11 protein-coding genes are annotated in these 13,194 nt (G+C 68.9%); 3 read left to right on the plus strand and 8 right to left on the minus strand.

Features of this window, described 5'->3' with window-relative positions; genetic code table 11:
• Positions 1-977 (plus strand): penicillin-binding protein 2 (locus JMF86_RS21410; RefSeq protein WP_269189821.1); only part of this gene is annotated, 977 nt, incomplete at its 5' end.
• 27 nt (positions 978-1,004) lie between these two features.
• On the opposite strand, the gene JMF86_RS21415 is transcribed toward JMF86_RS21410, so the two are convergent.
• The 4 genes from JMF86_RS21415 to JMF86_RS21430 all read right to left on the minus strand — a co-directional run bounded on the left by JMF86_RS21415 (position 1,005) and on the right by JMF86_RS21430 (position 6,870).
• Entirely contained in the window at positions 1,005-2,720 is a 1,716-nt protein-coding gene (locus JMF86_RS21415; protein WP_011547846.1) for a cation:proton antiporter, read from the minus strand.
• Positions 2,721-2,927: 207 nt separating this feature from the next.
• The gene (locus JMF86_RS21420) at positions 2,928-4,355 is read right to left on the minus strand and encodes a cytochrome c (RefSeq protein ID WP_011547847.1); all 1,428 of its coding nucleotides are present in this window, start codon (positions 4,353-4,355) and stop codon (positions 2,928-2,930) included.
• Positions 4,352-6,130 carry a GMC family oxidoreductase gene (locus tag JMF86_RS21425; RefSeq protein WP_011547848.1) on the minus strand — a complete coding sequence of 593 codons (1,779 nt, stop codon included), beginning with the start codon at positions 6,128-6,130 and terminating at the stop codon, positions 4,352-4,354. The genes JMF86_RS21420 and JMF86_RS21425 overlap by 4 nt, the downstream gene beginning before the upstream one ends.
• Positions 6,130-6,870, minus strand: coding sequence for a gluconate 2-dehydrogenase subunit 3 family protein (locus JMF86_RS21430; protein ID WP_012338290.1), 741 nt, complete (start codon positions 6,868-6,870; stop codon positions 6,130-6,132). The genes JMF86_RS21425 and JMF86_RS21430 overlap by 1 nt, the downstream gene beginning before the upstream one ends.
• Before the next feature lie 400 nt (positions 6,871-7,270).
• Here JMF86_RS21430 and JMF86_RS21435 point away from each other — a divergent pair, with 400 nt between their 5' ends.
• Positions 7,271-7,591 (plus strand): RNA 2'-phosphotransferase, encoded by a 321-nt coding sequence (locus JMF86_RS21435; protein WP_011547850.1) that lies wholly within the window; start codon positions 7,271-7,273, stop codon positions 7,589-7,591.
• Positions 7,592-7,610: 19 nt separating this feature from the next.
• Here the strand turns inward: JMF86_RS21435 and JMF86_RS21440 are convergent, their stop codons facing one another.
• Complete coding sequence (locus tag JMF86_RS21440; RefSeq protein WP_011547851.1) at positions 7,611-8,027, minus strand: DUF3995 domain-containing protein; 417 nt, start codon at positions 8,025-8,027, stop codon at positions 7,611-7,613.
• A 296-nt stretch (positions 8,028-8,323) separates the two neighbouring features.
• On the opposite strand from JMF86_RS21440, the gene ald reads away from it, so the two are divergent.
• The gene (gene ald, locus JMF86_RS21445; RefSeq protein WP_011547852.1) at positions 8,324-9,439 is read left to right on the plus strand and encodes an alanine dehydrogenase; all 1,116 of its coding nucleotides are present in this window, start codon (positions 8,324-8,326) and stop codon (positions 9,437-9,439) included.
• A 46-nt stretch (positions 9,440-9,485) separates the two neighbouring features.
• Here the strand turns inward: ald and polX are convergent, their stop codons facing one another.
• The 3 genes from polX to JMF86_RS21460 all read right to left on the minus strand — a co-directional run.
• A complete protein-coding gene (gene polX, locus JMF86_RS21450; RefSeq protein ID WP_011547853.1) occupies positions 9,486-11,261 on the minus strand; it encodes a DNA polymerase/3'-5' exonuclease PolX in 1,776 nt (591 codons plus the stop codon).
• A gap of 149 nt (positions 11,262-11,410) precedes the next feature.
• Positions 11,411-11,803, minus strand: coding sequence for a TraR/DksA family transcriptional regulator (locus JMF86_RS21455; RefSeq protein WP_011547854.1), 393 nt, complete (start codon positions 11,801-11,803; stop codon positions 11,411-11,413).
• Between the two features lie 378 nt (positions 11,804-12,181).
• Positions 12,182-13,194, minus strand: a 1,013-nt coding sequence (locus tag JMF86_RS21460; RefSeq protein ID WP_201317142.1) for an undecaprenyl-phosphate glucose phosphotransferase, incomplete at its 5' end; no start/stop codon positions are given.

The following is a 13,194-nucleotide window of genomic DNA, read 5'->3' on the forward strand; positions in this document are numbered from 1 at the left end:
TCAAGCCGCTCGTCGTCGCGCTGTCGATCGACGAGCGCAAGGTCACGCCGAACACGGTCATCAACACGTCGCCGGGCACCTACAAGATCGGCCCGGCGGTGATCCACGATACGTCCAACCACGGCTCGCTGACGGTATCGCAGGCGCTGCAGAAGTCGAGCAACGTCGCGCTCGCGAAACTGGCGCTGAACCTGCCCGCCGAAACGATCTGGAACAAATACCAGGAGTACGGGATCGGCCGCGCGCCGGAACTGACGTTCCCGGGCGTCGCGTCGGGGCGGCTGCGCGGCTACAAGCGCTGGCGGCCGATCGAGCAGGCGACGATGGCGTACGGCTACGGGCTGTCGATGTCGCTGCTGCAGATCGCGCAGACCTACACCGCGTATGCGGGCGACGGCACGCTGCACCCGGTGTCGCTGCTAAAGAACGGCACCGACCAGCAGACGATCGACGCGCACCGCGGCCACCGCGTGACGTCGCCGCAAACGGCCGCCGCGATCCGCTCGATGCTCGAGATGGCGGTCGGCGAAGGCGGCACGGGGCGCCGCGCGCGCGTCGACGGCTACCGGATCGGCGGCAAGACGGGTACCGCGCGCAAGCAGGTCGGCGCGAGCTATGCGAAGGGCAAGTACCGCGCGCTGTTCGCGGGGATGGCGCCGATGAGCAACCCGCGCCTGATCGTCGCGGTGATGATCGACGAGCCGCGCGGCAAGGGTTACTACGGCGGCACGGTAGCCGGCCCGGTGTTCGCGTCGGTCACGAGCGGCTCGCTGCAGTTGCTGGGCGTGCCGCCCGATGCACCGGTCGAACCGGAAAAGAATGCGCCGGCGAAGGCCGCCGCGCCGCAGAAGACGGTCGCGGCGCCGAAAGCGGCGGCGCCGGCCACGGCGACCGTCGCGCAGAAACCGTCGGCCCAACTCAAGACGGCTGCGCAATCCAGTCGCCCCGCGCCCGCGAAGATGGCCGCAGCGGGCTGACGACGCCAGGCGCGCCGCCGCGCGCCGTCAATGCGCGGCCGCGACCGGCTTCGCCATCCGGCCGAGCACGTGCTCGGTCATCCCGCGCGCGAGTTCGGTCTCGCCCATGAACACGGTGCCGATGCCCTCGCTCGACAGCAGCGCGGCCTCGTCACCGCTGTTCGTGCACAGCACGACCTCGAGCGCCGGGTTGAGCGTGCGCGAGATCTCGACGATCTGCCGCACGTCGAACACGTCGGGCAGCGTGACGACCAGCATCCCGGCGCGGGCGATATGCGCCTGCACGAGCACGATCGGCTCGATCGCGTCGCCCGACACGGCCGCGATGCCGTCCGCACGCAGCTTCTCGACGAGCTCGCGATTCTGCTCGACGACGACATACGCGATCCCGCGCTCGTCCAGTGCATGCGCGATTCGCGTGCCGACCTTGCCGTAGCCGACGATCACGACCTGCCCGGTCAGATGCGTCTGCGGCGTCGACATCGGCAGCGCGGCGAGCGGATCGTCGCGCGCCTCGAGCTTGCGCGCGAACGCCGAATGCTTGCGAATCCACGCGAGCGCCGGATCGATCATCGCGAACAGCAGCGTGTTCATCGCGATCGAGATCAGCGCGACCGCGAGAATCAGGCTCTGCCCTTCGGCCGACAGCAGCCCGAGCGCACGGCCGAGCCCCGCGAGGATGAACGAGAATTCGCCGATCTGCGCGAGGCCCGCGCCGACCGTCAACGCGGTGTTTAGCGGATAGCGGAACGCGATCACGAGCGCGACGGCCGCGACCGTCTTGCCGATCAGCACGATGGCCGCGACCTCGATCACGTGCAGCGGCTCGTCGAGCAGCACCTTCGGGTCGAACAGCATGCCGACCGAGATGAAGAACAGCACCGAGAACGCGTCGCGCAGCGGCAGCGTCTCGTCGGCCGCGCGCCGGCTGAATTCCGACTCGCGCATCATCATCCCGGCGAAGAACGCGCCGAGCGCGAACGACACGTCGAACAGCTTCGCCGCGCCGAACGCGATGCCGACCGCGGCCGCGATCATGCACAGCGTGAACAGCTCGCGCGAGCCGGTGCGCGCGACGAGCCACAGAATGCGCGGGAACACGCGCTTGCCGACCACCAGCATCAGTGCAATGAATGCGGCGACCTTCAGCATCGTGACGCCGAGCGTGCCCCACACGCTGCCGCCGGCCGCATGCGTATCGCCGGGCGGCGTGCCGCCGAGCAGCCCGGCCACCGGCGGGAGCAGCACCAGCACGAGCACCATCACGAGATCCTCGACGACCAGCCAGCCCACCGCGATGCGCCCGTTGACCGTCTCGACGAGCCCGCGCCCTTCGAGCGCGCGCAGCAGCACGACGGTACTCGCGACCGACAGCGCCAGCCCGAACACGAGCGCCGCACCGAGGCTCCAGCCCCACGTGAGCGCGAGCCCGCCGCCGAGCAGCGTCGCGACGGTGATCTGGACGATGGCGCCCGGCAGCGCGATCTTGCGCACCGCGAGGAGATCGCCGAGCGAGAAATGCAGGCCGACGCCGAACATCAGCAGCATCACGCCGACTTCCGCAAGCTGCTGCGCGAGCGACAGGTCGCCGACGAAACCGGGCGTGCCGGGGCCGATCACGATCCCGGCGAGCAGATAGCCGACGAGCGGCGGCATTTTCAGCAGCGACGCGAGGTAACCAAAGATCATCGCGAGACCGAAACCGGCCGCGAGCAACGCAATCAGGCTGACGTCATGAGGCATCCCCCCTCCCAAGCTCTTGTAACTATTTAGTAAGGTTCAAGAGTGAAAGGATAAGGGATGAGGCGGAAAAATGGCGCGCAGCCGCGAAAATTTCACGCGGCGGCGCGGGTTGCGGGGCGTGACCCCGGCGAAGGGAAAGGCGTTGCCGCCCGGCCGCACATTGACGTGAACCGGGCGGCAGGCGGGGCGGACGCCCCGCCGCTCCGGTCAGCGCGACGCTTGCGGGAAGCGCGCGCCCGGCGGCGGCTCGGGCCGCGTCGACGGCACGCTCTTGCGCACCTTCGCGACCTGCGCGGCCGTCACCGACGCACCCGTGTTGCCCCAGCTCGTGCGCACGAAGTTCGACACGTCCGCGACTTCCTGGTCCGACAGGCGCCAGCCGAACGGCGGCATCGTGAAGGTCGACGGCGCGGTGCGCGTGCCTTGCAGCGCGCTGCCTTCGAGCACGACGTGGATCAGCGAGGTCGGGTCGTCGCCCTGCACGACCGGGTTGCCGGCGAGTGCCGGGAACACGCGCGTGTAGCCGTGGCCATCGCTGCGGTGGCAGGCCATGCAGTTGTCGCGATAGACGGCCGCGCCCGGCTTGCTCGCGTCGCCGGTCTGCAGCGCCTTCGCCGCGGCCGCGTCGTACACGTGCGGCTGCTCGCCCTGCACGCGCGGCGGCAACGTCTTCAGGTAGCGCGCGATCGCGTTCAGGTCGTCGTCGGTCATGTGCTGCATGCTGTGGCCGACCACGTCCGTCATCCCCCCGAACGCGGCCGTGCGCAGCGTGCGGCCGGTTTTCAGGAACTGCACGATCTCGGTTTCGCTCCACGTGCCGAGGCCCGTGCGCGGCTCGCCGCGCAGGCTCGTCGGCACCCAGCCGTCGATCGCCGCGCCGCCGGCCAGGAAGTCGAGGCCGTCCGCGTCGGTCAGCCCGCGCTCCTGCATCGTCGGCGCGCGCGGCGTATGGCACGCGCCGCAGTGGCCGAGCCCCTGCACCAGATACGCGCCGCGCGCGACCACCGGGTCGGTGTACGACGCCGCGTCGAACGGCTTCGGCGACGGCGCGAACATCTTGCGCCAGATGCCGAGCGGCCAGCGCATCGACAGCGGCCACACGATGTCCACCTTGCGGTTCTCGTGCTCGACCGGCGCGACGCCGTGCATGAAGTACGCGTACAGCGCCTTCATGTCGTCGTCGGTCAGGCGCGCGTACGACGGGAACGGCATCGCCGGATACATCGTGTCGCCGTTCTTGCGCACGCCTTCGCGCACCGCGCGGGTGAAGTCCTCGTAAGTCCAGCCGCCGAGGCCCGTCTTCGGGTCCGGCGTGATGTTCGTCGAGTAGATGCCGCCGATCGGCGTGTCGAACTTCAGGCCACCCGCGAACGGCTTGCCGCCGCTCGCGGTGTGGCAGGCGATGCAGTCGCCCGCGCGAGCAAGGTATTCGCCGCGCTTGATCAGGTTCGCGTCGGCCGACTGGGCGGCCGGTGCGGCCACCGCGCCCGAAGCCGCGGACGGCGTGGACGCCGGCTGCGCGAACGCGCCGCCGCCCGCCAGACCGAATGCCGCCCATGCCGTGCCGATCGCCAGCGCGCGCCGCAGCGGGGACACCGGACGCGCGGCGTTGTGGTGGTTCATCGTCCTCTTCATACGGTCACCAGCGGGGCGGGATTTTTCAGGTATTGCTCGCGGATCGCGCGTGCCGACCAGTAGGCCAGCGCCGCGATGATCCCGGTCGGGTTGTAGCCGATGCCCTGCGGCAGCGCGGACGCGCCCATCACGAACACGTTGTGCACGTCCCAGCACTGCAGATAGCGGTTCAGCACGCTCGTCTTCGGGTCGGTGCCCATGATCGCGCCGCCGACGAGGTGGGTCGTCTGGTACTGGCGCGAGTCGAAGTGCTTGCCGAATTCGCGCGTCGACACGCCGATCGCCTTCGGCCCCATCGCTTCCGCGATCTTCTTCATCTGCCCGGTCACGTACTGCGCCATCTTGATGTCGTTGTCCTTCCAGTCGAACGTCATCCGCAACAGCGGCTGGCCGTACGAATCGCGATAGGTCGGGTCGAGGTCGAGATACACGTCGCGGTACGACATGTTGGTGCCGTGCGCGTCCATCGAGATCGTGTGCGCGTAGTTGTCCTTGACGGCCTTCTTCCACGCCGAGCCCCACTGCGGCGTGCCGGGCGGCGTGGCGATGCCGCTGATCGGCTTCACGCCGGCCTGGTTCACCCACAGCGGCGAGCCGCCGACGAAGCCGAGCGGGCCGTGGTCGAAGTTGTCCGCGTTGAAGTCGTCCACCGCGACGCCGTTGCCGCCCGCGCCGATGAACGGGTTCGTGTAGGTATCCTTGTCGAAGAACGCCTTGATCGTCGACAGGTTCTGGTACGCGAAATTGCGGCCGACCACGCCTTCGCCCGAGATCGGATCGTACGGCTTGCCGATGCCCGACAGCAGCAGCAGGTGCACGTTGTGATACTGGAACGCGGCCACGATCACGAGATCGGCCGGCTGGTGCACTTCACGTCCGGCCGGATCGACGTAGGTGACGCCGGTCGCGCGCTTCTTCGTGTCGTCGAGGTCGACGCGCAGCACGTGGCACTTCGAGCGCAGCTCGAAGTTCGGCGCCTGCTTCAGCGCGGGCAGGATGTTCAGGTTCGGCGACGCCTTCGAATACATGTAGCACGCGTAGCCGCTGCAGTAGCCGCAGAAGTTGCACGGGCCCATCTGCACGCCGTACGGGTTCGTGTACGGGCCCGACGTGTTCGCCGACGGCAGCCGGTACGGATGCAGGCCGAGCGAATGCGCGGCATCGAAGAAGCGCTGCGCCGAATAGGTATTGAGCTGCGCGGGCAGCGGGAAGTTGTCGCTGCGGTTCGCCTCGAACACGTTGCCGTCGCCGACCACCTTGCCGCCGACCTTGTACGCCTGCCCCGACGTGCCGAACACCTTCTCGGCGAAATCGAAATGCGGCTCGAGCTCGTCGTAGGTCACGCCCGTATCCTGGATCGTCATCCCTTCCGGGATGAACTTCTTGCCGTAGCGCTCTTCATAGTGGCTGCGCAGGCGCAGCTCTTCCGGCGTGATCCGGAAGTGCACGCCCGACCAGTGCAGCCCCGCGCCGCCGACGCCTTCGCCCGGCAGGAACGCGGCGAGCTGCCGGTACGGCAGCGCGGTGTCCTGCAGGCCGTGACGGATCGACACGGTCGTCTTCGACAGGTCGAGGAACAGCTTCTTGCGGATGTTGTAGGTCAGCTCGTCGATCGTGTTCGGATACGCGCCGTCCGGATAGGTGTCGCGATATTCGCCGCGCTCGAGCGCGACGACGTTCAATCCCGCTTCGGTCAGTTCCTTCGCGAGAATCGCGCCGGTCCAGCCGAAGCCGACGATCACCGCATCGACGTGCGGCTTCTTGTCTGCGGCCATCAGCTGCGCTCCCCGTTGATCGAGACGGGGCCGTACGGATAGGGCTTGCCGCTCTGGTTGACGAAATCCATGAAATCCGCGCGTGCGCCCGGGAAACCGATCATCTTCCACGCGGCCATGTCGCGATTGCCGCCATGCACCGGATCGCAGAAGTAGCCTTCGCGCGTGTTCTGCAGCAACTGGCCGAGAAATACGCCGGGCGGGACGTCGTCGATCTGCGCGCCGCCCTTCTCCAGCGCACCGAGCACCGTGTCGCGCGTCGGCGCGTCGAGATCCGCGAACGCCTTGCCGTGCGTCTTCTCGCAATAGCGGTTGACGGCCGCGATGCCGAGCCGGTAGATGTCGCGCGGCACCAGCTTCAACTGGTAGCCGAGCTCGGGCACGCCCTGCTGGAACGGCCCCTGCATGTACCACGTCGCGCCGTGCGCATACGGCGTCTCCATCTGGCGATCGATGAATTCGGGCACGCCCGCCTCGAGCGCGCCGGGGCCTTCGGCGTCGGCCGGAATCAGCCGGTCGACGGCGGCCTGGACGAACGCCCATTCCTTCGCATCGAAAAAGGTCGGCTTGTACGGCGCGCGTTCGGCGCTGGCCGATGCAGCGGACGCGTTGCCGGCGGTCGTCGCGGACGGCGACGACGAGTGCAGGTCGCAGCCGGCGACCGACGCGATCGGCACGAGCGCGACCGATGTGCGCAGGAAACGGCGACGCGAATTGGGTTTGTCAGGTGGCGTGGACATGGTCGGATGTTGATCGTTGGGGATCGGGGTTCGGACGCGCGCATTCCGCATGCCGCGTGCCCGGCACGGCAGCCGTGCCGCAGGCGGCCGGTCGCCCTGTTCTTTCGTGTGTTGCGCACAACCTCGATGCAGGCGCCCGGCCGCGATTCGCGGTGGCGCCGTCATTGCAGCCGCGCTCGCCCCGGTGCCGGCGGCGTTGCGCGGATCGACCTCTTGGCGGGCCCTATCGTCGGACAAATACCGGCATCGGCCGGCATCTCTCCTTCATCGCCCATGACCCTTGTTCAACTTAGACGTCGCGTCCGCCGACGGCAAGCGCAACGTGCACGACCCTCTTTCGGGGCCCGGCGACGAGTGCGGCGAATTATATATGGAACCGGTTCCAGCGCTAGAGGGTTCAATGCAATTCAGTGCATCGAAATTAGCAACAATGGGAAAACCGGATGCCGGAATGTGCAAGGATGAGGTGATGGCGGACAGCGACGATCGGGCGGCGGCGGAACCCGGCCGCTGTCATCACGTGCATCACGTGCCTCTGTCGGCGGAGATCCGGACGGCGCTGGCCGTCGGCGCGCGCTACGGCGTGCCCGAGATCCTCGAAGTGGAGGCGCAGCGGATGCACCGGCAGGGCCACACATTCTTCGTCGCCGAAAACGGTGTCCGGCTGACCGATGCCGTGCCGGCCGAATGCCTGACGCTGATCGATACGTGCGCGGACTGAATCGCGCGCCGCGCCCCGCTCACCACGGCCAGAACATCGATGCGATCGACAGCGCCAGCGCCGCACACAGCGGCGAGTAATACAGCGTGTCCATCCGCGCGAAACGCGACCCGCGAATCCGTTTGAAGAAGCCGACGTAGCGAAAATCGCCGACGGCGCGCACCGCGAAGATCAATGCGAGCGCAACGACCGCGAACGCGATCGTGCAGGGATACGCGTTGCGCCCCAGCCAGCCGGCACGCGCGGCGACCACGCCTGCCCCGCCCAGCAGCGCGAGCGCGACGGTCAGCGTGCCGACCGCCGTCGGCCGCAACAGCGGTACGCCATCCTGCTCCGGAATGGCCGCGCGCTTGCCCAATCGCCCGCCGAACGCCCAGTAGACGTGCACGAGCGCGATGGCGCAAAGCGTCGGCACGCTGAAATACGCACCGGTCATGTCGATCAAGGTCCTCGTCTCGTTGTCTCGTCGTTTTGCCGAAAGGTGTTCGGCTCGCGGCCCCGGCCCGCGCCACGCATGACGATACCGAAACCGCGTCACGTGCGCATTGCGACGTCCGGTCGCAACCGGCGGTGACGCATGCTGCGTTGCAGTGCGCATGCGTCGTCGCACAGCCCGGTCGCTTGACTTCCCTCCGCGCACTACTACCCTGTTATTCCAGTACTGCGGTCGGCAAGGCGCTGCGCAACGGACTGCCCGCACGACGACGATAACGAAGGCCATGGAGGCGACTCATGCTGATCGGTGTGCCGAAGGAGATCAAGAACCACGAATACCGCGTCGGCCTCACGCCGGCCGGCGCGCGCGAACTCACGCGGCACGGCCATCGCGTGCTGGTGCAGCGCGGCGCGGGCACCGCGATCGGCCTGCTCGACGACGACTACACGGCCGCGGGCGCGTCGCTCGGCGACGGCGCCGAAGAAATCTTCGCGCGCGCCGACATGATCATCAAGGTCAAGGAACCGCAGCCCACCGAATGCGCGATGCTGCGGCGCGGCCAGATCCTCTACACGTACCTGCATCTCGCGCCCGATCCCGACCAGGCCGCCGCGCTCGTGAAATCCGGCGCGGTCTGCATCGCGTACGAAACCGTGACGGGCCCCGGCGGCGGCCTGCCGTTGCTCGCGCCGATGAGCGAAGTCGCCGGCCGTATGTCGATCCAGGTCGCGGCGACCCACCTCGAAAGCCCGCGCGGCGGCCGCGGCCTGCTGATGGCCGGCGTGCCGGGCGTGCCGGCCGCGCACGTCGTCGTGCTCGGCGCGGGCGTCGTGGGCACCGGTGCGCTGCAGATGGCGGTGGGCCTCGGCGCGCGCGTCACCGTGCTCGACAACAACGTGAACCGGTTGCGCCAGCTCGATCTCGTGTTCGCCAACCGGATCGCGACCGTCTGCTCGAATGCGCAGACGGTCGACGAAGCCGTGCGCGATGCCGACGTCGTGATCGGCGCCGTGCTCGTTCCGGGCGCATCGGCGCCGCGGCTCGTCACGCGCGACATGATCGCGACGATGCGCAAGGGAGCGGTCGTCGTCGATGTCGCGATCGACCAGGGCGGCTGCTTCGAGACCTCGCATGCGACCACGCACGCGGCGCCGACGTTCGTGGTCGACGGAGTGGTCCACTATTGCGTCGCGAACATGCCCGGCGCGGTCGCGCGCACGTCGACCTTTGCGCTGAACAATGCAACGCTCGGCCATGCGCTCGCGCTCGCCGACAAGGGCTGGAAGCAGGCGATGCTCGACGATCCGCATCTGCGCGCGGGCCTGAACGTGTGCGACGGCCACATCACGTACGAAGCGGTCGCGCTGGCGCTCGGCCTGCCCTACGTCCCGGCGACCGGCGTACTCGCATGACCCTGCCGGCATGAGCTGAACGCAATTCGGCCGGGCCGCGTGGCGTTCACGCGCCCTTCGACCGGCTCCGCTTCGCGCCGCCGCCCGCGCTGCCCGCACCGCCCATCGTGCGTGCCAGCAGCGGCCGCAGTTGCGCGAGCGTGCGCGTGTTCAGCACGTCCTGCCGCGTCAGCCAGCCGCGCCGCGCCTGATCGACGCCGAACGCGAGATGGTCAAGCTCGTCCGCGCCGTACGCATCCGAACCGATCGCGACCAGCACGCCGGCCTTCGCGGCCTCGCGGCACCAGACGTCCGGCAGGTCGAAGCGCCGCGGCTGCGCATCGAGTTCGACGAAGCAGCCGCGCGCGGCGGCCTGCGCGAGCACGCGCGGCACGTCCAGTTCGCACGCGTCGCGCTCGCCGAGCACGCGGCCGGTCGGGTGCGCGAGAATCGTGAAATACGGATGCTCCATCGCACGCAGCATGCGATCGGTCTGCGCGCCGCGCGGCAGGTCGAAGCCGTCGCGTACCGCGCCGACGACGAGATCGAGCCGGCCGAGCATCGCGTCCGGCACGTCCAGGCTGCCATCCTCGCGAATACCGGCTTCCACGCCCTTGAGCAACACGAAATCGTCGAACGCCGCGTTGATGCGGTCGATCTCGTCGAGCTGCCGCGCGAGCCAGTCGAAACCGTCGCGATCGCCGCCAGGCGGCACGCGGTCGGTGACGGCCAGGTAGGCGAGCCCGCGTGCACGCGCGGCGGCGGCCATCGCGCGCAGGCCGTCGCGGCCGGCTGACGCATCGGTATGCGCGTGCAGGTCGCCATGCAGATCCTTGCGCTCGATGAGCGCCGGCAGCGTGCCGGCGCGCGACGCATCGATCTCGCCGCGATCCTCGCGCAACTCGGGCGGCACCTCGCGCAGCCCGATGGCCGCGTAGACCGATGCCTCCGTCGCGCCGGCAATCCGCTCGTCGCCGCGAAACACGCCGTATTCGTTGATCTTCAGGCCGCCGGCCTGCGCGATCCGGCGCAGCGCGATGTTGTGCGCCTTCGACCCCGTGAAGTAGACGAGCGCCGCGCCGAACGCATCGGCATCGACGACGCGCAGGTCGACCTGCAAGCCGTTGGCCAGCATCACGCTCGACCGGGTCTTGCCGTGCGCGAGCACGCGCGCCACTTCGCCGTAACCGACGAACGCTTCGGTGACCGCGACCGGATCATGTGCGGTGACGAGGATGTCGAGATCGCCGACCGTCTCGCGGCGGCGGCGGAAACTGCCGGCCGGCACGGCGTTGCCGACACCGGCCACCGCACGCAGGCGTTCGAGCAACGACATCAGCGCGTGCGCGGCCTCGGGCAGCAGGAAGCGTTGCGGCTCGCGCTGCAGGCGATCGTCGATCGCTTCGAGCAGATGCGCTTCGGTTTTGGCGCCGAAGCCCGGCAGCTCGCGCACATGCCCGTTCTTCGCTTCCGCGCGCAGCTGTTCGAGCGAATCGACGTGCAGCGCGTCATGCAGCGCCTTCACGCGTTTCGCGCCGAGCCCGGGCACGTCGAGCAGCTCGACGATCGCGCCCGGCAGCGCATGGCGCAAGGTTTGCTGCAGCTCGCAGGTGCCGGTCGCGGTGATCTCGCGCAGCTTCGACGCAAGATCGGCCCCGATCGACGGAATCTTCCCGAGATCGTCGCCGTTCGCGATCATCGTCGGGATGTCGCGACCGTAGTCGGCGATCGTCCGCGCGGCGTTGCGGTACGCACGTACGCGAAATGGATTGGCGCCCTGGATCTCGAGCATGTCGGCGATCTCGGCGAACACGGCCGCGCACTCGGCATTGTGGATCGGCATGATTGGCGTGGCTCCCTTCCACGTGGATGGCGCCGCGCGCGGGCGCGACGGCGTCTGCCCGCCCGGCGCCGCATGTCGACGCCGCCGGGCGCTCGTTGGTCATCCTGCGCCGGCCGCGCCGTACGTGCGGCGCGGTGGGAGCCGCAACCTCAGAGCGACGCGCGCGGCGTCGTGGCGTAGCGCCGCTCGTAGAGCGATTGGCAATGCGTGCAGCGTTCGGCGGTCGGGCGCGCCAGCAGGCGCTCGTAGCCGACCGAGCCGTCGCAGTCGATGCATTCGCCGTAACTGCCGTCGCGCATCCGCTGCTGGGCACGGCCGATCGCGCGCAGTTCGGTCAGCTTCATGCCGATCAATGCATGATCGACGTCGACGAACAGGTCGGCGTTCGCCTCGTCGCCCTCGTCCGGCGCCGCGCCGGCAAGCTCCGCATAGGATTCGGACGCGCGCTGGTCTTCGCTGGTGCGGATCTCCGCCCGCAGCGTCTGCTCGCTCTCGTTCAGCCGCTGCTTCAGCGTCTGCCGTTGTTGTGGGTCGAGCGACATGGCCGTCTCTCCTGTTCCGGGTCCGCGCGAAACAGAGCGGCGCGCGGTATCGCGCGGGTGCGCGGCACGCAGGCATGCCCCGTGCCGTCGCATCCGGATGAGCGGCCGGACGCGCAAAACGCCGGACGCATGCGACGCAGGATAAACCCATTGAACACGCGTGTGTTGACCGGAATCAGCGTGCCGGTCATGCCGCGGCGAAGGAGGGGAAACTGGGGACGGACGAGGAATTCCGCCCGCCGCGCGCCCCGAAGCCTGCTGGCACAACCGCAGCGCAGCAATTCCGGCGCGACCACGGCGCTGCTTCCGCGCGCCCGAACCGGCCTCACTCCGTCGGGACGATCGCTCGCACGGCGCCGCTTCGATCATTCGTCATCCTCAGAACGCATTGCGCCCGATGAAGCCGCGCACCACCGTCAGCAGGATGATCTTGATGTCGAACCAGAAGCTCCAGTTCTGCATGTAGAACAGATCGAACTTCACGCGTGCCTCCATCGCCTCGACCTTGCGCGTTTCACCGCGATAGCCGTTCACCTGGGCCCATCCGGTGATGCCGGGCCGCACGCGGTAGCGGTACATGTAGCAGTCGATCAGTTGCCGGTAGAAGTCGTCGTGTTCGATCGCGTGCGGACGCGGACCGACCACCGACATCTGCCCGAACAGCACGTTGAAGAACTGCGGCAGCTCGTCGAGCGACGTGCGCCGCAGGAACGCGCCGACGCGCGTGATGCGCGAATCGTTGCGCGACGCCTGCCGCACGACGCCCGGCTGCGCGCGATGCACGCGCATGGTCCGGAACTTGAGGATATCGAACTCGCGGCCGTCGACCCCCTTGCGGCGCTGCCTGAACAGCACGGGCCCCGGCGACGACAGCTTGACCGCGATCGCCAGCATCGTCAGCAGCGGCAGCAACGGAATCAGCACGCCGAACGCGAACAGCCGGTCGAACGCGAACTTGGCCCACAGCTCCGGCGCGGAACGCGGCGTGGTCGCGAGATTGATCGCCGGCATGCCGAGCACGTCGGTCGCGGAACGATCGACGACCGCCATCTGCCGCACGTCGGGCAACAGCCGCAACTCGACGAACTCGTCGCGCAGCTCGCGCACGATGCGCTGGATTCGCCACTCGTGCGACATCGGCAGCGTGAGCCAGACCTCGTCGATGTCGCCGCCGCGAATCAGTTCGCGCAACGCGTTCCAGTCGCCGATCACCGGCACGCCGCCGATGCCGCCCGCGGCGGCCTGGGCATCGTCGTCGAATACGCACGCGGCCACGAACGGGCCATTCGGCGCCAGTTGCATCCGCTCGATCGCGACGCGCCCGTACGCCGTTGCGCCGACGACGGCGACGCGGCGCTGCCGCGCCCGCGGGTCGCCGCGCGTCAGCGCGA

The organism is Burkholderia sp. E168m15 (assembly GCF_016586105.1).
GTDB lineage: Bacteria > Pseudomonadota > Gammaproteobacteria > Burkholderiales > Burkholderiaceae > Burkholderia > Burkholderia orbicola.

Coding starts and splice junctions, on each gene's coding strand:
- JMF86_RS21415 (WP_011547846.1), bottom strand. CDS start 2,720: ATGCCTCATGACGTCAGCCTGATTGCGTTGCTCGCGGCCGGTTTCGGT.
- JMF86_RS21420 (WP_011547847.1), bottom strand. CDS start 4,355: ATGAAGAGGACGATGAACCACCACAACGCCGCGCGTCCGGTGTCCCCG.
- JMF86_RS21425 (WP_011547848.1), bottom strand. CDS start 6,130: ATGGCCGCAGACAAGAAGCCGCACGTCGATGCGGTGATCGTCGGCTTC.
- JMF86_RS21430 (WP_012338290.1), bottom strand. CDS start 6,870: ATGTCCACGCCACCTGACAAACCCAATTCGCGTCGCCGTTTCCTGCGC.
- JMF86_RS21435 (WP_011547850.1), top strand. CDS start 7,271: ATGCAATTCAGTGCATCGAAATTAGCAACAATGGGAAAACCGGATGCC.
- JMF86_RS21440 (WP_011547851.1), bottom strand. CDS start 8,027: ATGACCGGTGCGTATTTCAGCGTGCCGACGCTTTGCGCCATCGCGCTC.
- ald (WP_011547852.1), top strand. CDS start 8,324: ATGCTGATCGGTGTGCCGAAGGAGATCAAGAACCACGAATACCGCGTC.
- polX (WP_011547853.1), bottom strand. CDS start 11,261: ATGCCGATCCACAATGCCGAGTGCGCGGCCGTGTTCGCCGAGATCGCC.
- JMF86_RS21455 (WP_011547854.1), bottom strand. CDS start 11,803: ATGTCGCTCGACCCACAACAACGGCAGACGCTGAAGCAGCGGCTGAAC.